Annotated in this window: 21 protein-coding genes, 1 tRNA gene and 2 pseudogenes; 13 read left to right on the forward strand and 11 right to left on the reverse strand. The window is 65.3% G+C overall.

Annotated features, from left to right (window positions below; genetic code table 11):
- Positions 1–27: 27 nt before the first annotated feature.
- From metG to CLN94_RS01020, 4 genes are all read right to left on the reverse strand, one after another.
- Entirely contained in the window at positions 28–1737 is a 1710-nt protein-coding gene (gene metG / locus CLN94_RS01005; protein ID WP_096430098.1) for a methionine--tRNA ligase, read from the reverse strand.
- Positions 1738–1805: 68 nt separating this feature from the next.
- A complete protein-coding gene (locus CLN94_RS01010) occupies positions 1806–2837 on the reverse strand; it encodes an ABC transporter substrate-binding protein (RefSeq protein WP_096430100.1) in 1032 nt (343 codons plus the stop codon).
- Complete coding sequence (locus CLN94_RS01015; RefSeq protein WP_096430102.1) at positions 2834–4237, reverse strand: sensor histidine kinase; 1404 nt, start codon at positions 4235–4237, stop codon at positions 2834–2836. The genes CLN94_RS01010 and CLN94_RS01015 overlap by 4 nt, the downstream gene beginning before the upstream one ends.
- On the reverse strand, positions 4230–4901 hold the full coding sequence (locus CLN94_RS01020; RefSeq protein ID WP_096430105.1) for a response regulator transcription factor: 672 nt from the start codon (positions 4899–4901) through the stop codon (positions 4230–4232). The genes CLN94_RS01015 and CLN94_RS01020 overlap by 8 nt, the downstream gene beginning before the upstream one ends.
- A gap of 161 nt (positions 4902–5062) precedes the next feature.
- Here CLN94_RS01020 and CLN94_RS01025 point away from each other — a divergent pair, with 161 nt between their 5' ends.
- From CLN94_RS01025 to CLN94_RS01035, 3 genes are all read left to right on the forward strand, one after another.
- Positions 5063–6049: a Bug family tripartite tricarboxylate transporter substrate binding protein gene (locus CLN94_RS01025; protein ID WP_096430107.1), complete on the forward strand. Its 987-nt coding sequence runs from the start codon at positions 5063–5065 to the stop codon at positions 6047–6049.
- An 83-nt stretch (positions 6050–6132) separates the two neighbouring features.
- Positions 6133–6564, forward strand: a complete 432-nt coding sequence (locus tag CLN94_RS01030) for a tripartite tricarboxylate transporter TctB family protein (protein ID WP_096430109.1) — start codon at positions 6133–6135, stop codon at positions 6562–6564.
- Between the two features lie 10 nt (positions 6565–6574).
- A complete protein-coding gene (locus CLN94_RS01035) occupies positions 6575–8113 on the forward strand; it encodes a tripartite tricarboxylate transporter permease (protein WP_096430111.1) in 1539 nt (512 codons plus the stop codon).
- Between the two features lie 44 nt (positions 8114–8157).
- On the opposite strand, the gene CLN94_RS01040 is transcribed toward CLN94_RS01035, so the two are convergent.
- The gene (locus tag CLN94_RS01040; RefSeq protein ID WP_179300196.1) at positions 8158–9267 is read right to left on the reverse strand and encodes a glycosyltransferase; all 1110 of its coding nucleotides are present in this window, start codon (positions 9265–9267) and stop codon (positions 8158–8160) included.
- A gap of 135 nt (positions 9268–9402) precedes the next feature.
- Here CLN94_RS01040 and CLN94_RS13805 point away from each other — a divergent pair, with 135 nt between their 5' ends.
- The 3 genes from CLN94_RS13805 (at position 9403) to CLN94_RS01050 (ending at position 12003) form a co-directional block, all read left to right on the forward strand.
- A complete protein-coding gene (locus tag CLN94_RS13805; protein WP_143598855.1) occupies positions 9403–9735 on the forward strand; it encodes a hypothetical protein in 333 nt (110 codons plus the stop codon).
- Positions 9736–9762: 27 nt separating this feature from the next.
- On the forward strand, positions 9763–11247 hold the full coding sequence (locus tag CLN94_RS01045) for a class I adenylate-forming enzyme family protein (protein WP_096430115.1): 1485 nt from the start codon (positions 9763–9765) through the stop codon (positions 11245–11247).
- Between the two features lie 162 nt (positions 11248–11409).
- The gene (locus tag CLN94_RS01050; RefSeq protein WP_143598856.1) at positions 11410–12003 is read left to right on the forward strand and encodes an outer membrane protein; all 594 of its coding nucleotides are present in this window, start codon (positions 11410–11412) and stop codon (positions 12001–12003) included.
- A gap of 62 nt (positions 12004–12065) precedes the next feature.
- Here CLN94_RS01050 and CLN94_RS01055 read toward each other — a convergent pair whose 3' ends face one another.
- Entirely contained in the window at positions 12066–13508 is a 1443-nt protein-coding gene (locus CLN94_RS01055; protein ID WP_179300197.1) for an AMP-binding protein, read from the reverse strand.
- 116 nt (positions 13509–13624) lie between these two features.
- Between CLN94_RS01055 and CLN94_RS01060 the strand changes: the two genes are divergently transcribed.
- The 5 genes and pseudogenes from CLN94_RS01060 to CLN94_RS14250 form a co-directional block, all read left to right on the forward strand.
- A complete protein-coding gene (locus CLN94_RS01060) occupies positions 13625–15085 on the forward strand; it encodes a class I adenylate-forming enzyme family protein (protein WP_179300198.1) in 1461 nt (486 codons plus the stop codon).
- A 39-nt stretch (positions 15086–15124) separates the two neighbouring features.
- Complete coding sequence (locus CLN94_RS01065) at positions 15125–16084, forward strand: Bug family tripartite tricarboxylate transporter substrate binding protein (RefSeq protein WP_179300199.1); 960 nt, start codon at positions 15125–15127, stop codon at positions 16082–16084.
- Between the two features lie 33 nt (positions 16085–16117).
- Entirely contained in the window at positions 16118–18028 is a 1911-nt protein-coding gene (locus CLN94_RS01070; protein ID WP_096430123.1) for a tripartite tricarboxylate transporter permease, read from the forward strand.
- Between the two features lie 318 nt (positions 18029–18346).
- A complete protein-coding gene (locus CLN94_RS01075; protein ID WP_218837230.1) occupies positions 18347–18655 on the forward strand; it encodes a hypothetical protein in 309 nt (102 codons plus the stop codon).
- Between the two features lie 56 nt (positions 18656–18711).
- Positions 18712–19077: pseudogene (locus CLN94_RS14250) on the forward strand (relaxase/mobilization nuclease domain-containing protein); the annotation flags it as partial.
- A 720-nt stretch (positions 19078–19797) separates the two neighbouring features.
- Here the strand turns inward: CLN94_RS14250 and hsdR are convergent.
- From hsdR to CLN94_RS01105, 5 genes and pseudogenes are all read right to left on the reverse strand, one after another.
- Positions 19798–22133, reverse strand: a pseudogene (gene hsdR / locus CLN94_RS14255) (EcoAI/FtnUII family type I restriction enzme subunit R).
- 13 nt (positions 22134–22146) lie between these two features.
- Positions 22147–22473, reverse strand: coding sequence for a hypothetical protein (locus CLN94_RS01090; RefSeq protein ID WP_096430125.1), 327 nt, complete (start codon positions 22471–22473; stop codon positions 22147–22149).
- Between the two features lie 16 nt (positions 22474–22489).
- Positions 22490–23380: a DUF6538 domain-containing protein gene (locus CLN94_RS01095; protein WP_143598857.1), complete on the reverse strand. Its 891-nt coding sequence runs from the start codon at positions 23378–23380 to the stop codon at positions 22490–22492.
- A gap of 100 nt (positions 23381–23480) precedes the next feature.
- A tRNA-Ala gene (locus tag CLN94_RS01100) sits at positions 23481–23556 on the reverse strand.
- Positions 23557–23719: 163 nt separating this feature from the next.
- On the reverse strand, positions 23720–24043 hold the full coding sequence (locus CLN94_RS01105) for an FYDLN acid domain-containing protein (protein WP_096430129.1): 324 nt from the start codon (positions 24041–24043) through the stop codon (positions 23720–23722).
- Between the two features lie 160 nt (positions 24044–24203).
- Between CLN94_RS01105 and CLN94_RS01110 the strand changes: the two genes are divergently transcribed.
- Together CLN94_RS01110 and CLN94_RS01115 are read left to right on the forward strand one after the other, a co-directional pair.
- A complete protein-coding gene (locus CLN94_RS01110; RefSeq protein ID WP_245845013.1) occupies positions 24204–24881 on the forward strand; it encodes a M48 family metallopeptidase in 678 nt (225 codons plus the stop codon).
- 34 nt (positions 24882–24915) lie between these two features.
- On the forward strand, positions 24916–25563 hold the full coding sequence (locus CLN94_RS01115) for a GntR family transcriptional regulator (RefSeq protein ID WP_096430133.1): 648 nt from the start codon (positions 24916–24918) through the stop codon (positions 25561–25563).
- Positions 25564–25617 lie beyond the last annotated feature (54 nt).

Raw genomic sequence — 25617 nt, forward strand, 5'->3', positions numbered from 1 at the left:
AGGCCAGAGGGGGCAGCGCCCCCTTTCTCAGCTCCGGATCCCGGCGAAGCGCTGTTGCCAGTCTTCGCGCTCTTCATCCGCGATCTTGCGGAACAGAACCTCGGGCGTGGTGAAGGCGTGGCCTGCGGGCAAGGTCTCGAGCGCGGCTTTCACATCGCCGGGCCAGCTCCAGTCGTCGCAGTGCATCGCGCCCATCGTGCCTTCGGCGGCATCGGGGATGAAGGGGGCCGAGAGCACCGCGTAGAGCCGCACGAGGTTCAGCGCGAGGCGCGCGATGGCGGCGGCCTGCGCGGGGTCGGTCTTGAACACCGACCAGGGCGCCGAGGCCTGCAGATATTCGTTGCCCGCGACCCAGATCGCGCGCAGCTCGCTCGCCGCCTTGCGGACCTCTTTCTCTTCCATGAACTGCTCGTAGGCGCGGATGCGCGTGGTCAGTTCTTCGATCAGCGCGGCCTCCTGTTCGCCCCAGCTGCCGCCCTCGGGCACAGCCTCGCCGAATTTCGAGCGGGTGAACTTGGTGATCCGGCTGACGAAATTGCCCAGGACGTCGGCGAGGTCCTTGTTCACCGAGCCCTGGAAGTTGTCCCAGGTGAATTCCGCGTCCGAGCTTTCGGGCGCGTGGCTCAGGAGCCACCAGCGCCAGTAATCGGCGGGCAGGATTTCGAGCGCCTGATCCATGAACACGCCACGCCCGCGCGAGGTCGAGAACTGGCCGCCGTCATAGTTCAGATAGTTGAAGGACTTGATGTAATCCACGAGCTTCCAGGGCTCGTCGGAGCCGAGGATCGTCGAGGGGAAGGAGAGCGTGTGGAAGGGGACGTTATCCTTGCCCATGAACTGGGTGTAGGTCACGTCGTCGGCGCCCTTGTCGGTGCGCCACCAGCGTGCCCAGTCGCCCCCCGTCTTGTCGGCCCACTCCTGCGTCGCCGCGATATATTCGATCGGCGCGTCGAACCAGACATAGAAGACCTTGCCCTCCATGCCTGCCCAGGGCGCGCCCTCGAATTGCGCGGGCACGCCCCAGCTCAGGTCGCGGGTGATGCCACGGTCTTGCAGGCCTTCGCCGTCGAACAGCCATTTCTTCGCGATCGAGGTGGTCAGCACCGGCCAGTCGGCCTTGCTGTCGATCCATTCCGCCAGCTTGTCCTTCATCGCCGACTGGCGCAGGAACAGGTGCTTGGTTTCGCGCATTTCCAGATCGGTCGAGCCCGAGATCACCGAATGCGGGTTGATCAGGTCCACCGGATCGAGCTGTTTCGTGCAATTGTCGCACTGATCGCCGCGCGCGCTGTCATAGCCGCAGTTCGGGCAGGTGCCCTCGATATAGCGATCGGGCAGGAAGCGGCCATCAGCCACCGAATACATCTGTTGTTCGGTGACTTCGCGGATCAGCCCGTTTTCGGCGAGTTGCTTGGCGAAATGCTGGGTCAGCGCGCGGTTCTGGGCGCTGGACGAGCGACCGAAATGGTCAAACGACAGGCGGAAGCCGCGCGCGATCTCGGCCTGAACGTCATGCATCTCGGCGCAGTAATCGGCAACCGGCTTGCCAGCCTTGGCGGCGGCGAGTTCAGCGGGGGTGCCGTGTTCATCGGTGGCGCAGATGAACATCACCTCATTGCCGCGCGCGCGCTGGTAGCGGGCGAACAGATCGGCGGGCAGTTGCGAGCCGACAAGGTTGCCCAGGTGCTTGATACCGTTGATGTAGGGGATAGCCGAGGTGATGAGGTGCCGCGCCATGTCAGATCCCTTTTGTCCCGTGTTGCGCGGCTTTTACTTGGGATTCGGGCCGGAGGCCAGCCCCGCATTCAGGGCAGCGCGGCACGTCCGAAGGTGTCCCGCCAGCGCGCGATGAAGCGGCCGCGTTTCTGCGCGTCGCGCGCCACCAGCAGCTCGGGGCTGATCGGGATCGGGCGCTCGGCGCTTTCGGGCAACCCGCTGGTGTCCGGGTCGCGCCCGGGGCCTGTCAGCCGGCTCTCGGTCAGCCGCTGCTGGCCCTCGGGCGAGAGCAGGAAGTTGAGCAGCAAGGCCGCCTCGGGCGCGCCGCCTTTCGGGATCATGTAGGCGCGCGACAGAAACAGCGTGTAATCGCGCGGACGCACCACGCCGACACTGTCGCGCCGGTTCGCTTCGACGTAGGAGCCAAGCACGTTATAGGCCAGCAGATAGCGACCCTCGGCCACGCCCTGGATGATCTCGGCCGAACAGCAGGTCGCCACCGCTTCCGCGCGCGCGAACCCTTCGAGCAGCGCGCCGAAGGTGCTGGCTTCGAGGCTGTCGGCATAGGCGAACAGGTAGCCCAGCCCCGAGGCTTCGATGTCATAGGTGGCGATCCGGCCCCGATGGCGGGGATCATCGCGGCGCATCAGATCGAGCAGGTCGAAGCGCGTCTGCGGCACGTCTTCGGGCGGCAGGAGCGCACGATTGTAGACGATGACGGCGGCCTCATGGGTGATGCCCCAGATTTCGTCGCGCCAGCGCCGGGCCTCGGGCAAGGCCAGCGTTTCCGCCGAGCGATAGGGGCTCGCGCAGCCAAAATTCACCAGCTCGACCATCTGATGCACCGCCGAGGACAAGAGCGCATCCGCACCGCTCCGGCCCGCCTCGCAGTCCTGCAGCGCCAGCGCGTAAAGGTCGTTCGAACCCCATTGCTCGTAATCCACCGCAAGCCCCGGATTGCGCGCGACAAAGGCCTCGAGCGTCGGCCCGAGGATCGCGATATCGGTGGTCGAACGCAGCCGGATCGCGGTGGCGCCATCCGCGCCAAAGCGCGTCCGTGCCTCTTGTGCGGCCGCGGGCAGCGTGAGCAGGGCAAGGGCCAACAGAACGGCACGGATCATCGGGAGGCCTCCGTCATCTGCGGCAGGATCAGCGAGACGCGGAACCCCACTGCGCTATGGCCGAAGCGCACCTCGCCCTCGAAGGCCTCGGCCACGGCGCGCAGGATCGACAGGCCGAGCCCCGCGCTTTGCCCGCGTGACGCTGCGCTGCGCTCGAACCGCGCGCCGATGCGCTCCAGAAGCTCGGGCGGCGGGCCTTGGCCTGCATCCTCGACCCAGAGCGCCGCGCGCCCGTCTTGCGCCTCGACGCCGATCCGCACCGGCGCCGCGCCATGGCGCAGCGCGTTGTTGAACATGTTCTTGGCCGCCTCGATCAGCGACATCTCATCGGCCAGAACCTCGACCGGGTCGGGGCCGATCTCCAGCTCGACGGCGGTGCCGGGCGCGAGCAACTCGTGGTCCTGCGTCTCGAAGACCGCCAGCGCGATGTCGCGCAGGTCGACGGGCTGGCGCGGCACCGAGTCGGTGCGATGAATAACCAGCGCGCGTGACAGCATCTGGTCGAGCAACTCGCCGAGCGACCGGCTGCGCCGCGCCAGCCGTTCCAGCATCTGGCCGCGCTTCTCCGCGTCGGGTTCGTCGGCGGCCAGCTCGGCCTGCACGCGCAGCGCCGCGACCGGCGTGCGCAACTGATGCGCCGTGTCCGAAATCAGGTTGCGCATCGAGCCCACCTGCCGGTCGAGGCGGCGCATGAAGCGGTTCATCGCGCCGAGCATCACGCCCACCTCGGCGGGCACGGGCGCCTCCATAGGCGTCAGGTCGTAGGGGTCGCGCGCGAGCAATTCGGCCGCGATCCGGTCGAGCGGGCGCAGCGCGCGCCGGATCACCACCAGCGCCAGCACCATCAGTGCGATGCCGCCAAGCGCCGTCACGATCAGCGCGTTGCGCGTCAGCCCCAGCGCCATGTCGTTGCGCGCCAAGAGCGTCTGGCCCACTGTCACCGTCACCGCGCCCGAGTAATCGCGCTCGGCAAAGCGGCGGGTGAGGGTGACGAAGCGCGCGGCCTCGCCCTGCAGCGTGCCGTCGAAAAACGCGGGGCGACCGGGCTGGCTGCGGGCGGGCGGGGCGGGTTGCACGGTGGCGTGCCCGGTCAGGAGCCGCCCCTCGGCATCGCGCAGCGCATAGCCGATGCGGTCCTGCGCCGCGAGGCCCAGCAACTGGAACGCAGAGACCGGCAGGTCGGCCACCGGCTCGCCCGCCTCGATGATGATCGTCTCGGCAATGTCATTCGCCGCGCCCAGCAGCAGCCTGTCAAAAGCGGTGCGCGCCGCCTGCCGCCCATAGCCGAAACTGGCCAGCGCGACGACGACGCCCCCCACCAGCAAAAGCGACAGCACCCCCATCGCGACGCGCAGGCCCAGCGAGCGTTCGGCGCGGGGAAGGGGGGCGGCCTCAGCCATTGGCGGCAATCCGGTAGCCGAGCCGTCGTTGGGTCTCGATCGTCACGCCCGCGCCCGCGAGCTTCTTGCGCAGCCGCGCGATATACAGCTCGATCGCGTTCAGCCCGACATCGGCATCGTTGAAGGTGAACAGCCCGTCATAAAGGCGCTCTTTCGAGATCACCTGCCCCTGATGGCGCAGCAGCAGCGCCAGCAATGCCGCCTCGCGCCGGGTCAGGTCGAGCGGGTCGTCGCCCAGCCGCGCGGTCATCGTCGCGGGCGAGAATTCCAGCCGCCCAAGCCGGATCGCATCGCTTTTCTGCGTGGCATCGCGGCGGATCAGGGCGCGCAGACGGGCCTCCAGCTCGCGCTGGTCGAAGGGTTTCACGAGGTAGTCGTCGGCGCCCAGATCCAGCGCCGAGACCCTTTGATCGACGGAAAACAGCGCCGTCAGCATCAGCACCGGCGTGCGATCACCGCGAGCACGCAGCCGCGCCAGAAGCTCGGTGCCGGTGCCGTCGGGCAGGTTGATATCGAGCACCAGCGCGTCATAGCTCTGCACCGCGAGGTGATCCCAGGCGGCTTCGCAGCTTTCGGCGATGTCGCAGGCCATGCCCGCCCGCCCGAGCCGGATCGCCACCGCCTCGGCCATGTCCATCGCATCCTCGACGATCAGGATTCGCATCTTTCCCCCCGATCCGCGCCGGCCTGTCGGGCCGATGACAGCTTCGCGACAGCTTGGCGCGGTAATCCCAGTCATAGCCGAGCGCGTGGAGGCCGCAAAGTGCGGATGCGCCGGCGGGGATATCGCGGCCCGAAGGCCGCTCTTACGGAGGAGAACTCATCATGATCAAGGCAACCCGCCTGACCGTCGCCGCCCTGCTGTTGGGCGCGAGCGCGCTGACCGCTTCGGCCGAAGGCTTCATGCCCGCCAACCCCGAATGCATCGCGCCCGCGAACCCGGGCGGCGGCTGGGATTTCACCTGCCGCCAGGTCGGCAAGTCGCTGCAGGACCAGGGGCTGATCGACAAGACCATGCAGGTCTCGAACCTCGCCGGTGGCGGTGGTGGCGTGGCCTATGCCGAGGTGGTCAACAAGCGCAATGATAACAATGACCTGATCGTGGCGGCCTCGTCGGCGACGGCGACGCGCCTCGCGCAGGGCGCCTATCCGGGCAACACCAAGGACCAGGTGCGCTGGCTCGCCTCGGTCGGCGCCGATTACGGCGTGATCGCGGTGGCGGCGAACAGCCCGATCACCACGCTTCCCGAGCTGCTCGAGCAGATCAAGACCGACCCGACTACCATCTCGGTCGCGGGTGGTTCGGCCGTGGGCGGTTGGGACCACCTCAAGGTGCTGATCGCGGCCAACGCTTATGGCGTCGAGGATGTGCGCTCGGTCAAATACATCGCCTTTGACGGCGGCGGCGAGGCGGTGACGCAACTTCTGGCGGGCTCGGTTCAGGCCTTCACGGGCGACATTTCCGAGGCCAAGGGCTTTGTCGACTCGGGCGACATCAAGGTGATCGCGGTGCTCGCACCCGAGCGCCTCGGCGGCGAATTCGGCAAGTTCCCGACCGCGAAGGAGCAGGGCGTGGACGCGATCGGCGCGAACTGGCGAGGCTTCTATGCGCCGGGCGGCATGTCGGACGAGGCCTATGCCGGCTGGGTCGAAAAGATCGGCGCGCTCTACGCCTCGGACGAATGGAAGGGCATCATGGAGGCCAACGGCCTTGCGCCGCTCGACCTGCAGGGCCCGGCCTTCGAGCAATTCGTCTCGGACTCGGTCGCCCAGATCGAATCGATTTCGAAAGAGATCGGCATCATCAAGTAAGCGCTCTCTCTCGCGCTACTTGAAAACGGGGGCGGCTCGGGCCTGTGCCGCCCCCACCTTTTCCGCCGTTTCAGGAGAGCGTCATGTCTGACCGTATCTTCGGTGCATTCGGGGTGGCCCTTGCGATCTTCTATGCCTTCGCGGCGCTGGCGATCGAAGAGAGCTTCCTGTCGGATGCCGTGGGCCCCAAGGCCTTCCCGCTCATCATTGCCACTATCCTCGGCCTGTCCTCGGCGCTGATCGCGCTGCGCCCCGATGCCGCGCCGCATTGGCCGAGCCTTAGCCGCCTCGCCGAGATCGCCGCCGCGATCGTGGTGCTCGCGCTTTACGCCGAACTGTTGCCCGAACTGGGCTTCGTGATCGCCACCGCGCTCGCCGCCACCTACCTGAGCTGGCGCCTCGGCTCGGCACCGCTGGGCGCCGCGCTGACGGGCGTCGGGATCTCGCTGGGCATCTACACCATTTTCCACCTCGTGCTCGATCTGTCGCTCGCGCGCGGGCCGCTGGGCTTCTGAGGAGGGTCCCATGGACTTGTTGAACTCACTCGCAGATGGCTTTTCCATTGCGCTGACCTGGCAAAACCTTGGCCTGGCGCTTCTGGGCTGTTTCCTGGGCACGATCATGGGCGCGCTGCCGGGGCTTGGCCCGTCGAACGGCGTGGCGATCCTGATCCCTCTGGCCTTCACGCTGGGGCTCGGAGCGACGCCCGCGCTGATCTTGCTGACCTCGGTCTATTACGGGGCGATGTATGGCGGGCGGATCAGCTCGATCCTCTTGAACATCCCGGGCGACGAGCCGGCGATGATGACCTGCCTTGACGGCTATCCGATGGCGCGGGCCGGGCAGGCCGGGCAGGCGCTGGCGATCTCGGGGCTCGCGTCCTTCGTGGGCTCGTTTCTGGCGACTTGGGGGCTGATCCTGCTGGCGCCGCAGCTGGTGAAAATCGCGCTTCTGTTCGGCCCGGCCGAGTATTTCGCGCTCTTCGCGCTGGCCTTCATGACGCTGGGCGGGGTCAGCTCGACCAATCAGGCGAAATCGGCCTTTGCCGCCGCGCTGGGCCTTGGGCTTGCGATGATCGGGGTCGATACCCAGACCGGCGTGCCGCGCTTCACCTTCGGCGAGGTGCATCTTTATGACGGCATCGACTTCCTCGTGGCGATCGTTGGGCTGTTCGCCCTGTCCGAGGTGTTCATCTTCCTCGAAGAGCGCCACGGTTCTGCCTCGGCCGAGGGCTGCAAGATGGAGATCGGCCGTCTGACGCCGCCCTGGTCGATGATCAAGCAATGCACGCCGACGATGCTGCGCACCTCCGGGCTGGGCTTCCTTGCCGGGGTGCTGCCGGGGGCGGGGGCCTCGCTGGGCTCGTTCATCTCGTACTCGATGGAAAAACGCCTCGTCGACAAAGAGGGCACCTTCGGCAAGGGCGACCCGCGCGGTGTCGCTGCCCCCGAGGCGGGCAATAACGCCGCCGCGGGCGGGGCGCTGGTGCCGATGCTGGCGCTCGGCGTGCCGGGCTCGGGCACCACGGCGGTGCTGCTGGCGGTTCTGCTGTCGCTGAACATCACGCCGGGGCCCTTGCTGTTCACGCAGAACCCCGATGTGGTCTGGGGCCTGATCGCGGCGCTCTTCATCGCGAACTTCATGCTCTTGGCGATGAACATTCCGATGGTGGGCCTGTTCACCCGCGTGCTTCTGGTGCCGCCGCGCATCCTGATGCCGCTGGTGGCGATGGTCAGCTTCGTCGGCATCTACGGCATCTCGGGTTCAAGCTTCGACCTGCTGGTGATGATCGGTTTCGGGATCATGGGCTGGGTGCTGCGCAAGCTCGACGTGCCGCTGGTGCCGATCATCCTTGGCACGCTGCTGGGCAACGCGATGGAATCGAACCTGCGCCGCGCTGTGACCATCGACAATGGCGACTGGTTCACGCTGATCGACAGCCCGCTTTCGATCGGGCTCTGGGCGGTGGCGATCGTGGGCTTCGTGCTGCCGCTGATCGTGGGCCGCGTGGTGCGCGCCAAGATGCACGAGCGGGGCGACGCCGAGGGCAGCATCAGCGACTGATCGGGCTCGACGTTCTCCTCCCGAGCCCGCCTCGCCCCGTCCGGTCATGCCGGGCGGGGCTTTTCGTTGAGCCCTGCGGCGATGGCATCGCGCAGGGCCTCGGCCGAGGCATGGCGCACCATCCAGTCCCGCCCCGCCGCGATCAGCGCCTCGCCGCGCGCGGGGTCGGCCTGCAGGCGCAGGATCTGCGCGACGAACTCAGGCGCGGTTTCGGCGGGCAGGTAATGGAGGCCCGGCGTCAGCCCATGGCCCTCCACCGCCTTGGCCGAAGCCACGATTGGCCGCCCGACCCGCAACGCCTCAAGCACCTTGATCCGCGTGCCGCCGCCCTCAAGGATGGGCATCACCGCGACGCTCGCCCGGTCGTAAAGCGGCGCGGGATCGCCCGGATCGGCCGGCAGCCGCAACCCCGCCACGCCCCGCGCCGCCGCGAGCAGATCGGGCGCCGGATCGCGCCCGGCAACCACCGCCTCGGCGCCGGGCAGAGACGCGCGTAGCCCGGGCAGGATGCCCTCGATCAGCATCCGTGCCGCGCCGATATTTGGCGGATAGCCCAGATGCGCCATGAACAGGAGCCGTGGTGCCCGCGCGGGCCGCAGCGGCATCGGGCGCGCCCAGGGCGGGGGCGCGTTCGGCACGACATGGGCGGGCGTGGCGATGCCAAGGCTTCGCGCCCGCGCGATGTCGGCCTCCGAGCAGCACCAGAGCGCCGCGCCCCAGGCCGCAATCGCGCGGTCGGCGTCCTCGGCGGCGCGCCAGCCGGCGGCCAGCCGGGCTGCGGCATTCGGATTTTCGGCAAGGTCCATCTCCTGCAAAAGCAGGCTCTCGACATTGTGGAAATCGACGATCCGGCGGGCATGGGGCAGGGCGCGGCGCAGCGGTTCGGCCAGCCGTAACAGCCCGACGCCGCCCAACACCACGACATCGGGCGCAAAATCGGTGATCTCGTGGAGGGCCTGCGCGATCGCCTCGGCGGACAGCGGCAGTACCGTGCGCGGGCAGACCTCTGGCGCATCCCGGCCACGCAGATTGCTGGCTCCGATCACCCGCAGCGGCCCGAGCGCGCGCAGCCCTTCGGCGAGGCCGTGGTTGCGGATATCCGCCCCGGACACCGGCGTGTCAAACGCTTCGAGGATGACATGAACGATGCGCATCGGGGACTCCTGTCGCTCAGAAATACCCCAGCTTTGCGCGCAACTCAACCTGAGGTGGTGCGCGCGGGTTGACAGGCCCCCCCACGAAGGCTGATCTGGCGCGCAAGAGGCCCGCAACCCGAGGAAAACGTGCCCATGCCCAATCTCAAGATCCATGTCGAAGAGGCGCTCTGGCACGAGCGCGGCGCGGCCCTGCGCGCAGCCCTGCCCGAGATCCGCGCCTTGCTCTGCGACCGGCTTTCGGTGCCGCCCGGCGCGTGCCAGCTCGCGCTGATCCCGGTCTGGGGGCTTGACGGGCAACCGCAGATCAACGCCGAGCTGCACATCTTGCCCCGTTCTGAGCGCACGCCCGATCTGCTGCGCGCGCTGGCCGCCGATCTGCGTGCCGAAGTGGCGCGGGCCGCGCCTGCCGAGGTTGCGGTGCGGATCGGACAGCTCGATCCGACGACCTATATCGCGCTGAAATAAGCACGCCCGGAGCATGAGGACGAGCGAATGACGCAAGAGCAGAACCTGGGCCTGGCCTTTCTGAAGCGCGCTGAAGCGATGCCCGAGGCCGATGCGATCCTCGGCGAGGGCTATCGCCTGCGCTACGGCGAGATGCATCCGCTGGTCCTGTTCACCGCGCAGCACCTGCAGGCGCGCGGGATCGGGCAGGGCAGCCTGGTGATGGTGCGCTCGCAGGACCCGGTTTTCGTTCTGGTCTCGATCTTTGCCGCGGCGCTGCTGGGCAGCCGCTGGGTCTTTGGCCGGGACAAGATGCTGAAGGACCCGCGCGTCTCGCCCGATCTGGTGCTGCAGACCGATGACGAGCCGCTTTTGCCCAAGGGTATCCGGGTCGATGAAAGCTGGGGCCGCCCGCCCGAGGGCGCGGGGCGGCCTCATTTCCCGGGTTATCGCGACCCCGAGGACGACTTCATGCTGAGCATGACCTCGGGCACGACGGGCACCCCCAAGATCGTGGTGCTGAGCCAGCGCATCGTGATGGATCGCACCATGGCGAACCGCCAATGGATCGACCGCCCCGGCGCGTCGATCGTCTCGCTGTTTCCGGTGGGCGCCCCGGCCTATCTGTCGCGGCTGATCTCGGCCTTGGTGTTGGGGGGGCGGGTGATCGTCAGCTACGATCCCGAGTTCTGGGCGAAGGCCGGCGCGGATCTGGTCGTCGGGTCGCCGATCCAGCTTCATAAGCTTTTTGAAAACAAAGAGATATCCACAAGACTCCCGTCGGTTCACACGTCCGGAGGGCGCCCGCCCGAGGGCCTTGTACGCAAGCTGCTCGAACGGTTTGAAACCGTTGGAAGCAGCTATGGCTCCACCGAGGGGCACAATGTCCTGATCACCTATTTCCGGAACGAGCCTGACGGGTCGCTCTCTGCAAGGACGGTGCAACGCAATGTCGAGCTGGAGCTGGTCGACGAAGAGGGGCAGCCGGTGCCGACGGGTGGCGAAGGCATCGTGCGGATCCGCAATGGTTATCTGGCGAAAGGCTATCTGGGCGCGCCCGAGGCGCAGGCGCGGGCCTTCCGCGATGGCTGGTTCTATCCGGGCGATCTGGGGCGCTGGGACCCGGACGGGACGTTTGTGGTAACCGGGCGGCTGAACGAACAGTTCAATATCGGCGGCGTCAAGATCAACGCACAGCTTCTGGATCACGCGATGCTCGAAGTGGCGGGTGTGCGCGACGCGATCTCGTTCCTGATGCCGCGTGCCGACCGGCCCGACCGGCTGACGGCGCTGGTTGCGATCGAGCCCGGGGCAGATCCGGGCCGGGTTGTCGGAGACCTGCGCCTGGCGGCGATTGTGGCGGTTGGGCGTGAAGGCGTCCCCGAGCGGATCTTTTTCGCCGATACCCTGCCGCGCACGCTCACCGGCAAGCCCGATCGCGCGGGCTGCATCGCCTATCTCCAAAGGAATCGGGCGCGTGTACAGGCGCAGCGCGCGGCCACCAAGGGGGCGAGCGGCCCGGGTGAGCTGTGACCTTGGCGCAACGCTCGCATCGCAAATCGCAAAGAACGCTGGGGCGTCGACAGATTAATAACTCTGTGTTGGATCAATCAGCGGATTTCTGCTAACGCTAGGGCAAGAATATTATCGGAATTGCGCACGCGCGATTCAGTTTGGCGTGAAAAGAGGCCCGAAATGATGAACAACACGATGAAAATTGCGTTCGCCAGCGGCGCTGCCGTTCTGGCTGGCATGGCCGGCACTGCGCAGGCGCAGGACCTGAATGGCTTCTACGGCGGCCTTTCGGCGAACAAGGCGATCGGCGGCGATCTGGAGTGGACCTATTACGGTGGCGGCGACGACTTCGGCGGGACCGCGGCTGGCGTGTTCCTCGGCTATAACTTCGCCCTGTCGAACGGCTGGGTTGCCGGTACCGAACTCGCGTTCAGCGAATCCTACGACCTGGACAACTACAGCGGCATCCAGCTCGAAAGCGTGATCGATCTGAAGGCCCGCCTCGGCAAGACCTTCGGCTCGTCCTATGTCTATGGCGTTCTGGGCTACAGCTCGGCCGATGTGAACTTCCAGAATGCTCCGTCCTTCATGCAGGCAGATGGTTCGGGCGTGAGCTACGGCCTCGGCGTCGAAACCAACATCGGCAGCAACGGCTTCATCGGCGGCGAGATCCTGCGCCGCAACATTGATGCCAAGAATGACGCCGGTTTCTACGATACGTACAAGGTCGACGATCTGACCACGCTCAGCATCCGCGCCGGTTTCCGCTTCTGATCCGGAAACAGTCGTAAGATAGAGAAAGGCCGGGCAAGCGCCCGGCCTTTTCGTTGTGAGGCTCAGCCCAGATGCGCCGCACGCAGGGCCTGCATGTCGATTTTGCCGCTTTCGGTCATCGGCAGGCTGTCGAGGCGCAGCAGGCGCGTGATCTGCACGCCGGGGAAGGCCTGATCGAAGAAGGCCTCGACCTGCGGTTTCGGCAGCTCCTGCGGGCCGCTGTAGATCAGGCAGAGCCGCTCCAGCCCGTCCGCGCCGATATCGACCAAGGGCGCAAAGCCGGTGTCGGGGGCTTGCTCGGCCAGCTTGCTCTGGATCGCCTCCAACGCGTATTTGTTGCCGCTGAAATTGATGATGTTCTTCGCACGCCCGAGCAGGAAATAATCCTCGCCATCGCGACGCATGTAGTCTCCGGGCAGGAAATACCCGTCGTTGAAGCCCGCGGACGGCCCCGAGGTGGCCTGACCCGCCTCCAGATAGCTGCGCCCGGACCCGCCCGTCAGCCGCAACCCGATCAGCCCCTCGGTCGCATCGGGCAGGATCTGCCCGGCATCGTCGAAAAACGCCACTTCAAGATCGCTGCGCGCGGGCCGACCGACATAGCCCTCGGGCGGAGGATTGGCCGGGTCGTAGATCATGTCGAAACAGGTGCCGATCTCGGCGGCGCCATAGCCGAAATGCAGCCGCGCGGGGCAGATCTCGGACAGGGAGCGCAGCAGCGCCGCGCTGGTCAGGGCACCACCAAAGCGCATGTCGCGCACGCCTTGCAGATATTGCGCGGCGTTTTCCTCGCCCAAGAGCTTCGCAACCATGCCGGGCGTGCTGCCGATCGTGTCGACGCGGTAGAGGTCGATATAGGGCAGGAGCGAGGGGCTCTGGGGTTGCAGCGAGACGATGCTGCCCCCGGCGAGCAAGACCGCGAGGTTGCTGGTCACGGCCATACCGTTTTTCGGCGACAACGTCGAAAGATAGCGCCGCTGGCTCATGTCGACGCCGGGCAGCGAGCGGGTCAGGCGGATGGTTTCCTCGCGGCTGGCCTCGGTCGATTGCACGAGCTTGCGCTTGCCGGTCGAGCCGGAGGAGCCAAAGATGAACAGCGCGCCGCCACCGCGCCCGGTGTAATCGGGTGACGGGCGCGTGCCCATCAGCGCGAACCAGTCGGGCGAGATCTGAAGCTGCCGTGCGGTGTCGTGCCCGGGCTGCACCTCTTCGACCAGAACGAGGTCGGGGGTGAGGGGGCCATTCTGGTCGAGCCCGGTCGAGACGAAAGACAGCCGGTAGCCGCGCAGGCTCGCGACGAGCGTCATCACCAAGATGAACTCGGCGCGCGCGCTGGCCAGCACCACGGTCTTGCCCGCATCCAGACCATGGGTGCGCAGTTGCATGTCGAAGATCTGCACGAGTTGCAGGATGTCGTCGAAACTGAGCTGGCTGCGCTCGGTGATCAGGGCGATTTTCTCGGGGCGTCGTGCGGCGGCGCGGGCGAAACTGTCGATGAGGCTCATGGGGCGGGCTCCTTGCCGGATTGGCCGCATTCGAGCCTGCCGGGACAGGGGCGTCAAGCCCGCGTGGCGCTTGAAGCGACATGGTGCAGAAGCTAGGGTGCGCGCAGGGGGATTTGATGGCGCGCAATATTCTGACCTGGCTGCAGGACGCATGCATTGAACATGGCGAGCGCACCGCGATGATGGATCCCGCGGGCATGCCCGTGTCGTTCCAAACCTTCCATGTGATGATCCTGTCCTTTGCCGACCGTCTGGAGGCGCAGGGCGTGCGCGCGGGCGATGTCGTGCAGGTGCGCGTCACCGACTGGATCGCCAACACACTTGTTCGGCTTGCGGTGATGCATCTGGGGGCGACCGCGACGCATGTGCCGCCTGAGGCGCTGCTGGCCAATGGCGCGCCGCTGCCTCGCTGGCGCATCGGCACGGCCGATCAGGCCACGCCCGAAGACGAGGGCCGCTATATCACCCTTGATGCTAGCTGGATCGCGCCGCCGCGCAGGCTTTTGCCGCTGGTGCCCGGAGGCGCGCTCATTCGCACGACCTCGGGCACGACCGGCCTGCCCAAGCTGCGGTTGATGACCGCCGAGCGACAGAGCGCGCGGCTGGAGCATTCCATGTCCGAGAGGGGCTTCGTGCCGGGGCCGACTTTTATCGGCTATCGACCGACCTCGTCGCCGGGCACCAACCACATCCTGCGCATGCTCATCGAGGGGCATTTCCAGATGCATCCGCAGGCGACGCCCGAGCGCTCTCTGGAAGAGATGGAGCGCCACGGCATCACCAAGATCCTCGCGCCGCCCCGGATGATCGAGCAACTGGTGCAGGCGGCCGAGCGTACGGGGCTGCGGCCCTCGGCCCTGCACCAGATTGCGGTGGGGGGCAGCGCGATTTCCGAACAGCTTGCGGCGCGGGCCGAGGCGCTGTTCGGCTGTGAGGTCTGGAATTCCTTCGGCAGTAACGAAACCGGCGCGATAAGCATTTATCGACCGACGGACCCCACGCGGCTGCCCGGCTCGGTTGGGCGCATCCAGACGCAGTTCGGCGTGCGCTTCACCCATGAAGATGGCAGCCCGGCAACCGCCGAAGAGGGCGGCGAGTTGTGGCTGCAGCTGCGGCCCGACAACCGGCTGGCCGATTATCCTTCGGGGCGAAGCCTCTGCGACGCCGAGGGCTGGATCGCGACGGGCGATGTCGGGCGGATGCTGCCGGACGGCACGTTTCAGTTGCTGGGGCGGCGGTCGGATTTCTTGAATCTTGGCGGCAACAAGGTCGCCCCGGCGCATTTCGAGGCGGTCGCGCGCGAGCATCCCGGCGTGGCGGATGTGGTGGCCTTTCGTGCCCCGGTCGCCAGCGGGTCAGACGAAGTCGGCCTTGCGGTGCGGCCTCGCGAGGGCTTTGATCTGGGCGCCTTCTGTCAGCATATGGCGCGCCGGCTTGGCCCTGATTTTCCGTTTCACGTCGCGACGTTACCCGAACTTCCCGTAACTCCGGCCGGCAAACCCGACCGGCGCGGGCTGACGCAGGCCTTTGCCGAGTGGCAAGGGGCGGTGGCGGCGCCGCAAGAGCCCAATATCTGATCCAGCGAGGACTCCAAGATGAATTTCCGCAAATTCCTTATGCCTCTGACTCTTGCCGCATTGGCGGTTGCCGCGCCCGTACGCGCGGCAGATACCGTCGCGTTGCAGGTCGGTTATGGGCCGGGTGGCTCATTCGACATCATGGCCCGGTTGTTCGCCGACCATCTCGGCAAGCATCTGGACGGCAACCCGACCGTCGTCGTTGAAAACGTTCCCGGCGCCGGTAGCCTCAAGCTTGCCCGGTTGATCGCCGACAAGGGCGCGACGGATGGCTCCCAGATCGGCACGATCAGCGGCGCGCTGGGCCTGATGCCGGTCTTCGACCCCGAGGGAGGCTTTGACCCGGCCAACGTGCGCTACATTGCCAGCGCGTCAAAAGAATCCTCCTATTGCATCACGCCGAAAAGCTCGGGGATCACCTCGCTCGCGGAATTCGTGAAATCGAACGGCAAGGCTGGCGCGACGGGCAAATCCAGCTCGACCTACACCTATTCGGCGGCGATCAAGGCGGCTCTGGGCGGTACCTATGACATCGTCACCGGCTTTGGCGGCGGCAACGAGATCGACCTCGCGATGGAGCGCGGCGATATTCAGGTGCGTTGTGGCATCAGCCTGACCGTGGTCGGCCAGGCCGACATGCTCGAACGATATCGCATCCTCGGCGAGATCGGCACGGTGTCGAAAGGGCCGGTCACCGACGAGCCCTTCGTCCTCGATATGGTGAGCGATCCGGCCGAGCGCGCGGCGCTTGAGCTGGTGTTCTCGTCGACCCGGATGCACCACCCCTATATCGTCTCGAAAGACACCCCCGAGGAAACCGTCATGGCGCTGCGCAAGGCCTTTGCCGAGACCGCCGCCGATCCGGCGTTTCTGGCCGATGCCGAGACCCGTGGCGTTGTCGTCGATCTGACCGATGGCGGCGAGGTCGAGGCGCTGATCGAAGGCTTCCGCAACGCCGACCCGGCGATCCTGCAGCGCGCCCGCGAGATGGTGCAGTAACGCGCACGACGGCCCGGCCGGAGGCGGCGCCCGATGGACATCTTTCTGACCGCGCTGGCCGAGCTTTTTGCGCCCGGGCATTTCGTCTACCTGCTGGGCGGCGTCGTGCTCGGGCTGGTGATCGGGGTGATTCCGGGGATCGGCGGGCTCTTTGGCCTGACGATCCTCGTGCCGCTGACTTACACGCTCGACCCGATCGCGGCGTTTTCGCTGCTGCTGGGGATGGCCTCGGTCACCACGACCTCGGATACGGTGCCCGCCGTGCTGATCGGTGTGCCGGGCACGGTGGGCGCCGCTGCAACGGTGCTGGACGGCCATGCGCTGGCCAAGAAGGGGGAGGCCGCGCGGGCGTTGGGGGCGGCCTATTCCGCTTCGATGATTGGCGGGGTCTTCGGCGCGATCCTTCTGTCGCTGGCGCTGCCGGTGATGCGCCCGGTGGTGCTGCTGTTGAATTACGGAGACCTGCTGGCGATCACCATCTTCGGCCTGACGCTGGTGGCGATGCTCTCGGGGCAGGATCAGCTCAAGGGGCTTCTGGCGGCCTGTCTGGGTGCGCTGGTGGCCTGTGCCGGGCTTGATCCGCATGAAGGCGCCGAGCGCTGGACCTTCGACCTCCTCTACCTCTGGGATGGCGTGCCGGTCGCGATTGTGTTCCTCGGCATCTTCGGCATCCCCGAGCTGGCCACCATCCTGCGCCGTGACCGTGTCCTGCAGGGTGAGAGCGACGACCATGACCGCCGCAAACTGGTGCAAGGCATGGGCGAGACGCTGCGCAACTGGCGGCTGGTGCTGCGCTCGGGCGGGATCGGCGCGATGCTGGGCGCGCTGCCGGGGGTGGGCGTGACGGTGATCGAATGGCTGGCCTATGGCGATGCCGCGCGCAGCCGCAAGCCCGACGAGCCCGAGTTCGGCACCGGCAATATTCGTGGCGTGATCGCCCCCGAAAGCGCCAATAACGCGAAAGAGGGCGGCTCGCTCCTGCCGACGCTGGCCTTCGGCATTCCGGGCTCGGCGCCGATGTCGATCCTTCTTGGCGCTTTCGCGCTGCACGGGATCGTGCCCGGGCCCCGGATGCTCGATGAGCAGGCGCCCCTCGTCATCACCATGATCCTGACCATCGCCCTGGCCAATGTGCTGGCGACGGGGTTCTGCCTTGGCCTGACGCCCTTGCTGGCCAAGATCGCCCGCGTGCGCGCCACCACGCTGGTGCCGCTGGCGCTGGTCTTCGTGGTGTTCGGGGCGTTCCAGTACAACAAGGATGTTTTCGACCTGATCTTCCTGCTGGCCTTCGGCGTGCTGGGGATCATGATGCGCGGCCTTGGCTGGTCGCGCCCGGCCTTCGCACTGGGCTTCGTGCTGGGCCCGAATCTCGAGAGCTTCTTTTTCCTTTCCTACCAGATTTCCGGCTGGGATTGGCTGACGCAGCCGCTCGTGGTGGTCTGCCTCGCGGTGGCGGCCTCGATCGTGCTGCGCCAACTGTTGAAAAGCTACCGCAGCCGCTCCGAGCGCGGCGTGGTGCCGCCGAAACAGGCCGATCTGGCGTTCCTGGTGCTGTTGCTGGGGCTGGGCGTTGCGGGCTTTGTCAGCCTCGTCTCGCTGCCCTTCGCGGCCAAGGTCTTCCCATCGGGGCTGGCCGCGATCACCGCGGCGCTGGCGGCGGCGCTGGTGCTGCGCGCGGTCCTGCGCTGGCGTGAATCCACCGAGCAAAGCGCCTGGCCGGTGGGCGCGGACCTGCGATTCCTGCTGCTGGTGATCGTGCTTGGTGCTGCGCTCTTGTCTCTGGGGCACCTGCTGGGCCCTGCGGCCTTCATCCTCGGGGTCGGGCTGTTCTTTGGCTACTCGCCACGCCACCTGGCTTTCGCGACGCTTGGCGTCACGAGCGTGCTCTGGCTGCTCTTCGACGTGGCCACACCGCAGAACTGGCCCGCGCCACTCTTGTTCTGACGGTCTGGCGACGCAGCAGACAAACGCAAAAACGCCCCGCAAGCGGAGCTTTCAGCGTTCGATCTGAAGGAGATTTGGTGGACCTGACGGGAGAGGAATCGAACCACCTCTTTCAAGTTCTCGAAGATTGGGAACGCCATCTCGCACAACTTGACCTAGATGGTCTGGGGGTGCGCGATGAAGATTCCCTCACATAATTTCAATAGGTTAGCGCCACCCTCGGCCGCGACGGAAAAAACGAAAGAAAGTAAGCCGACGCCGTTCTCGCTTCGCCTAACGTTCGAAGAACGGGCGCAGCTCGAACAGGACGCGGCGGATATGTCGCTCGGCTCCTATATCCGCGAGCGGCTGTTCGGCGAAGATGCTGCACCGCGCAAGACGCGCGGCAAGGCCCCTATGAAGGACTATGAGGCTTTGGGGCGCGTCCTCGCCGCACTCGGCTCATCGCGCCTGTCGTCCAACCTGAACCAACTCGCTAAGGCCGTGAACACGGGCTCCTTGCCCGTAACGCCCGAAACCGAGGCGGAATTGCGCGAAGCCTGCGCGGCGGTGCTGGTGATGCGCGAAGAGCTTCTTATGGCGCTCGGTCGCGGTATCTATCGTGACGAACCTGGGAGCGCGCCATGATCCTGAAGGCCAAAGAACGTGGCGGCGGCGCGCAGCTTGCCCGCTATCTGCTCTCAATGCGCGAGAACGATCATGTCGAATTGCATGAGGTTCGCGGTTTCGTCAGCGATGATCTGCTGGATGCGTTTCGAGAACTGGACGCCATCGCCGCTGGAACGCGCTGCAAGAACTACATGTTCTCGGCGAGTCTGAACCCGCCTGGCGGTGCCGATCCCACGGTCGAAGATTTCGAGAAGGCTGCCGATGCGGTCGAGCGCAAGCTCGGCCTCGAAGATCAGCCCCGCGCCATTGTCTTCCATGAAAAGGACGGGCGGCGGCATGCGCATGTCGTCTGGTCACGGATCGATGCTGAACGGATGCGGGCAATCAATATTTCACACTACAAGCTGCGCCTGCGGGACGTGTCACGCGATCTGTTCCGCGAACATGGCTGGGAGATGCCGAAGGGGCTGCTCGATTGGCGGGAGCGCGATCCGCTCCGCTACACGCTGCAAGAATGGCAGCAAGCGCGGCGCGTCGGCCTCAACCCCAAACAAATCAAGACGCTTTTCAGGGAATGCTGGGAGCACTCGGATTCAGCTTCCGCGTTCGCGCAAGCTCTCAAAGAACGCGGTTTCACGCTTGCGCCCGGAGATCGGCGCGGCTTCGTCGCCGTCGATTTTCGCGGCGAGGTCTATTCTGTAGCCCGTCAGTCAGGCGTGAAGACCAAAGAAGTCGCGGAACGTCCCGGCGATCCTGAGGCCATGCCTTCGGTCGATGAAGCGCGGCAAGCGATAGCCTCGCGAATGTCCGAACGCCTAAAGGGTTTCGTCAGGCAATCGGAGCTCGAAGCAGCACGCGGCCAGAAGGCGCTGGAATTCGAGCGCAGCGAAATGGCGGGACGGCATCGGCATGAACGTCAGATGCTCCATGATGCTCTGGAAAAACGCTGGATCGCGGAAACCAATGCGCGGGCGGTGCGGCTGCCGCGCGGGTTCTCGGGCGTTTGGAAACGGATCACGGGCGGCTACCCCAGTGTGATCTGCGCCCTCAGAGAGCCTAAACTCCCCGAGAGCCAGCCACAGGAACTACTCAAAACAGACGCGGGCTTGATCGGCCTCCGTCTATCTATGGTGGGCCATAAATCGCGGGTTGGTTTGGGATCAGCCTACGTAGAGCTGCTGCTGCATCTTCCTGTAGGCATCTCGCACTGTGGAAAGCTCACCGAGCTTTTCCTTACTCTCGCTCACGCCACCGAATCGGGCCGTCAAGAACTGCCCCAGCTTCTTGCTTGCAAGCTCGTTCTCTCCATTCGCTTCGTAAGCCTGCAGAATGGCAAGGAGGAGGTTCTTGAGTTCAGCATTTGCTTCCTGCAGCCCGTCAGACCTTACCGCATCGGCTCGGTCGAAACGTGTCTTTGGCGGATTGGCATAGAGAACATACCCGAGAACGTCGAAGAGATCGCTGTTTGGGGCGTCTACAAGCTGGCGGATGTCGTTGAGACGATCTTGATCATACCCGCCTTCCTCAAGCTGGGTCATGAAATGCTCGCGGCTGTCTGGATCGCTCCAGAGTTTCCTCAGAGCATCTTCGTCGGCGATCATCTCCGACAAGTCCCCGAAAAGTCGTTCAAGGAACTCGGCAGCGGACATAGGTTTCCCGTCTGGCCCCCAGTAGGTTGTTGTCTTGAGGAACTTAATCTTTCTCTCTGAACCGTCAGCGAGGCGAACAACGATCTTCTCAACAGGCGGCTCGGGAGGAACAGGAGGCGTCGGGTCGTTCCCGCTATCATCTCCCGTCGTGTCACCACCGGTCTCGCCACCCGTTCCCGGCCTTGGAGGCTCGGGTGCCAGGGGTTCTCCATCCCACTCAGGATCGTTGAAGTTCTCATGCGCCTTCACGAAGTCCCAGATGGTGAAGAAATCCTTCCCGTCGTAGGTCCTCGTCCCCCTTCCGATGATCTGCTTGAACTCGATCATGGAGCGGATGGGTCGCATCAAGACGATGTGCCTGACGTTCCTCGCATCCACGCCAGTCGAGAGCTTCTGCGATGTGGTGAGGATCGTGGGGATGGTCTTGTCGTTGTCTTGGAAGTCGCGGAGGTGCTGCTCCCCGACAACTCCGTCGTCAGCTGTCACCCTGTGGCAGTAGTCGGGATCGGTGCTGGTCTTCGCCTGATTGATCAGGTCTCGGACCAGTGCCGCGTGAGCCTGAGTGGCACAGAAAACGAGGGTCTTTTGTCGTTGGTCCATCTCCTCCATGAACTCCCGGACGCGGGCCAGCTCTCGTTCCCTGATCTCGATGATCCGGTTGAAGTCACCCTCGGTGAACTTCCTTCCTGCCTCAATCTCTCCCCGTAGCACCTCGTCCTGAGGATCGTAGACATACTCGTCGATGGTGCTGGCCATCTGACGCACCTTGAAGGGAGTGAGGAAGCCGTCCTCGATCCCGTCTCGCAAGGCGTAGGTGTAGACCGGCTCGCCGAAGTAGGCGTAGGTATCTGCGTTGTGCTTCCGCTTGGGCGTGGCTGTCAGCCCGAGCTGAACCGCTGGAGCGAAGTGATTGAGGATGTCCCGCCACTGGCTTTCATCGTTTGCTCCTCCCCGGTGGCACTCGTCGATTACGATGAAGTCGAAAAGTCTGAGGGGTAGTCGTGGAAGACTGGCTGACCCTCCCCGGTCATGAAGGTCTGGAAGATCGTGAAGAAGACGCTGGCGTTGGTCGGGGCGCGTCCACCGCGCTTGCGCAATGCCTCAGGGTCGATGCGCATGACCGAAGTCGGGTCGAAGGCGGAGAAGGCGTTGTAGGCCTGATCGGCGAGGATGTTGCGGTCAGCCAGGAACAGGATGCGGGGGCGTCGCACAGGCTCCCGCTCAAGGCTCCACTTCGCATGGAACAACTTCCACGCGATCTGGAAGGCGATGGAGGTCTTGCCTGTTCCCGTGGCGAGCGTCAGGAGGATGCGGTCCTGCCCTTGGGCGACAGCTTCCAACGCTGCGGTGATCGCCTTGTGCTGGTAGTAGCGGGGTTCCCACTTACCCCCAGCTGTCTCGAAAGGCACCTCCCCGAAGCGGAGACGCCACGCGTTCTGGTCGCCGAAAGTGCGATCCCAGAGGTCCTGTGGTGAGGGAAAGGGGGGAGGGAGGTCGTCATTCTCCATTCCCGTCTGCATGTCGCACTGGAACCACTGTAGGCCGTTGGATGCGAAGGCGAAGCGGGAGCCGAGGCGCTGGGCGTAGTCCTTGGTCTGTCCCACGCCTTCCCGGTGACTGAGACCCGCTCGTTTGGCCTCCAGCGTTGCCAGCTTGTGACCGCGATACTCCAGCACGTAGTCACAGGAGAGGCCCTTACCGCGCTTTCCTCCCGACTGGATGCGTCCCGGACAGATCACCTCCCGCCGGACCCGAGAGCCTTCGACCTTGCCCCAGCCGGCAGCGGCCAGCACCGGGTCGATCCGGTTGGCGCGGGTGTCGGCTTCGGTTTCTTCGTGAAGGCTCATCGCTGTTCGGAACCTACAGCTTCAAGCCATGGTGGGTCTCAAGATGCCTCAGAACATCGTCCAGCGCCTCGATGATATGGAGCCTGTTGGCACCGAAGGCGTAGTATCCAGTGGCGAGCATTTGGGGCGATACATCCGTCGCGGCGGGATACTTCCTCCTGCGTTTCTCACCGCTCTCATCGATCATCGTGAGAGGGTAGCGGAAGTCCCGCCCTTTGCCCTCATACACCCCACCGGGACCCCAGTTCTGGATGTTTCCGTTGTAGCAGTTCTTTCCAACAAGATGCTCAAGCTCCGCAAGCAGTCTCGCTCGTTTCTTCGTCAACTTCGATCTTGTCATGGGAAACCTCTTTCTCTCAGGTGAGTTCGCCTGAAAATGCTTTGTTGAGAAGTGATTGACGTAGCTCGTCCACGTTCTCGCAGGTCAGGGTATTCGACGCGCTCGATGTTCTCCTTAAGCAGGTCAATCCGGTAGCGACCGTCGCCATAGCGTCCTGCCATCCCTCGCTCAGCGTGACCCTGTAGCGCGTCCATGATGTTCGGCGGCACAGCTTGATGGCAGCAGAGAGGAGAGGGGCTTCGTGAACGCTTTGAGGAGCCGCTTGAGGCGCATCTGGCGTCGGGACAACGTCGCCCTTGTTTCTTCTCCGAATGGCCTCTCTGGCCTCAACAGAGGCCTCCTGCAACGCACGTGTGAGCCGAGGCCAACTGGGCGACGACGGATCGAGCCGCAGGTCAATGCCTTCCCATGACAGAACCTCCTCTGCCTCAGAGCGGTAGAACGGGTCCGCCTTGCCTCGCGCCATGTTGAAGCGGGTAATCTCGTCCATGTCCTCGACGAGCATTTTGTATTCTTCGAAGGTCTGGCGTGGGTCGAACTGCTGCGGTGACACGAGGACGGACTGTCCCTCATGGTCTTCCACTTCCTCGAACCCATCGATCCTGACCTCTTCATCCTCATCGAGTAGGTGGTGCAGGTAGAGAGCCTTGATTGTGGCGATTTGCTCAGGCGTCAGTTCGTGCAGTTTCTCTTCCCGCTCCCGAGCCAGCCTCAGTCGGTGTTCGTCGAAAAGGCGGTCTACCCTGACAGCCTCGATTTTCACTCTGCAGAGCGCTTCTGAGTAGTCGCGGGTCTTCAGCGAGAAGGTCTCTTCCCGCTTTCCGTAGGTAGCAATGATGTCTTGGGGGACTGCAGCGCGGTGGTAGTAGACCGCTCCACGACGGTAGAGACGGGTGTGTCCGGGCATCTTCGTAAGGCGCTCCACTGTAACACCTCAGCGTAACACCCTTGGAAAATAACTCTTCATTTGCAGCAAGTTACTGATCTTGTTGTCATATGAGGAGATTTGGTGGAGCCAAGGGGAGTCGAACCCCTGACCTCTTGAATGCCATTCAAGCGCTCTCCCAACTGAGCTATGGCCCCACCGGAGGTCTGTCCCGGGCGCTGCCCGGTCCGTGTGGGAGGCGTATAGGCAGATCGAGATACGGGCGCAAGAGGAAAATTCGCGCCGTGTTGAAAAAACCGCGCGCAAGAAAAAAGGCGCGAAGGTTGCCCCTCGCGCCCGGTAATTTCGCCCTGCGACCGATCAGCTGTCGTCGTCGTTCGAGCTGACATCGGCGATTTCGTCGAGCGAGACGTTATCGTCGTCATCATCCTCGAGCAGGTCATCGTCGAGATCGACATCACCTGCGTCATCGTCCAGATCCGTATCGTCCAGATCATCCATATCGACCTGGTTCTTCGGGGTCGATTTTTCGGCGATGAGCACGCGGCTGCGGCCTTCGGTGATGCTTTCCAGCGTGAAGCTGTTCGAGCAGACCGGGCAGGTCATCGGGTTCTTGTTGAGGTCATAGAACCGGCTCGCGCAATGGGGGCAGAGGCGCTTGACGCCCCATTCCTCTTTCGGCATGGAAATCTCCTGGCTTCGCTCTAAACAGAGAGTCGAGGCCAACTGCCACAATGTCCCCGGGGTGTCAAAGCCTTTTCGTGGAGAACCCGGCAATGGTGCGGCCTCGTGCCCCGCAAGGCCCGCAAACCGCCGCAAGGAGCCCGCTCTGACCCGACTCACCTTGCCAGACGGATCCGAGATCGCGCTGCGGCTGCGCCGCTCGGCACGGGCGCGTCGCTATGCGCTGCGGGTGTCGCGCCATGACGGGGCGGTGACGCTGACGCTGCCGCAGCGCGGGACAGAGCGCGAGGCGCTGCGCTTCGCTCAGGGGCACGCCGTCTGGATCGCCGAAACGCTGGCCGGGATCGCGCCGCCCGTGACAGTGCGGTTCGGGATGGAGCTGCCTTTTGAGGGCCGCCCGCTGCGGCTCGAAGCCGCGCAGCTCCGCGCGCCGCGGATCGAGGGCGACCGGTTGCTGGCGCCCGAGGACCCGGCGCGGCTCGGCGCTAGGATCGAGGCCTTTCTCAAGCTTGCCGCCCGCCAGCGCCTTCAGGCCGCCACTGAGACCCATGCCGGCCGCCTCGGGCGTCCGTTCTCGCGTATCACGCTACGCGATACGCGCTCGCGCTGGGGTTCGTGCAGCCACGCGGGCGCGCTCAGCTACAACTGGCGGTTGGTGATGGCGCCGCCCTCGGTGCTGGATTACGTCGCCGCCCACGAGGTCGCGCATCTGCAGGAAATGAACCACTCGCCCGATTTCTGGGCCGTGGTCGCGCGGCTCTGCCCGGGCTACCGCAGCGAGCGTGCCTGGCTCAAGCGCGAGGGCGGGGCGCTGCAGGCGATCCGCTTCCGAGACTGATTGACGGCGCGCCGTTTTGTGATCACAACAGGGCATGACCACCAGCACCTCACGCCCGATCGAAAGCGCCGCGCATGACCGGCTGTATCGCAGCCTGCGTCAGCAGATCATGCATGGCGAGCTCTTGCCCGGCCAACCGTTGACGCTGCGCGGGCTTGGCAAGCAGCATGGCGTCTCGATGACCCCCGCGCGCGAGGCCCTGCGGCGGCTGGTGGCGGAAGGCGCGCTGATGCTGTCCTCCTCGGGGCGTGTCGCGACGCCCGAGCTGTCGAACGAGCGGATCGAGGAACTTGCCGCCCTGCGCGCCCTGATCGAGCCAGAGCTGGCCGCCCGTGCCCTGCCGCGCGCCCACCTCGCGCTGATCGACCGGCTCGCCGCGATCAACTCGCTCAACGCCGAGGCGGTCGCGAAGCAGGACCCGGTCAGCTACATCCGCACCAATCTCGAGTTCCACCGCACGCTCTACCTGCGCGCCCAGGCGCCCGCGATGCTGGCGGTGATCGAAACCGTCTGGCTGCAGCTCGGTCCGACGATGCGCGCTCTCTACAACCGGATCTCGCGCAACGAGCCGCCGCGCCATCACCGGATGATCCTCGCCGCGCTGCGCGCCGGAGACGAGCCCGCACTGCGTCTTGCCGTGCGCACCGACGTGACCCAGGGCCTGCGCCATCTGGCAGGCTAGGAAGCGTATTTGATCCAAGAAGAAGCGCGCAGTTTCTTCTTGGTCCAAATACGC

This window comes from Pseudothioclava arenosa (assembly GCF_002358085.1).
GTDB classification, from domain to species: Bacteria; Pseudomonadota; Alphaproteobacteria; order Rhodobacterales; family Rhodobacteraceae; genus Pseudothioclava; species Pseudothioclava arenosa.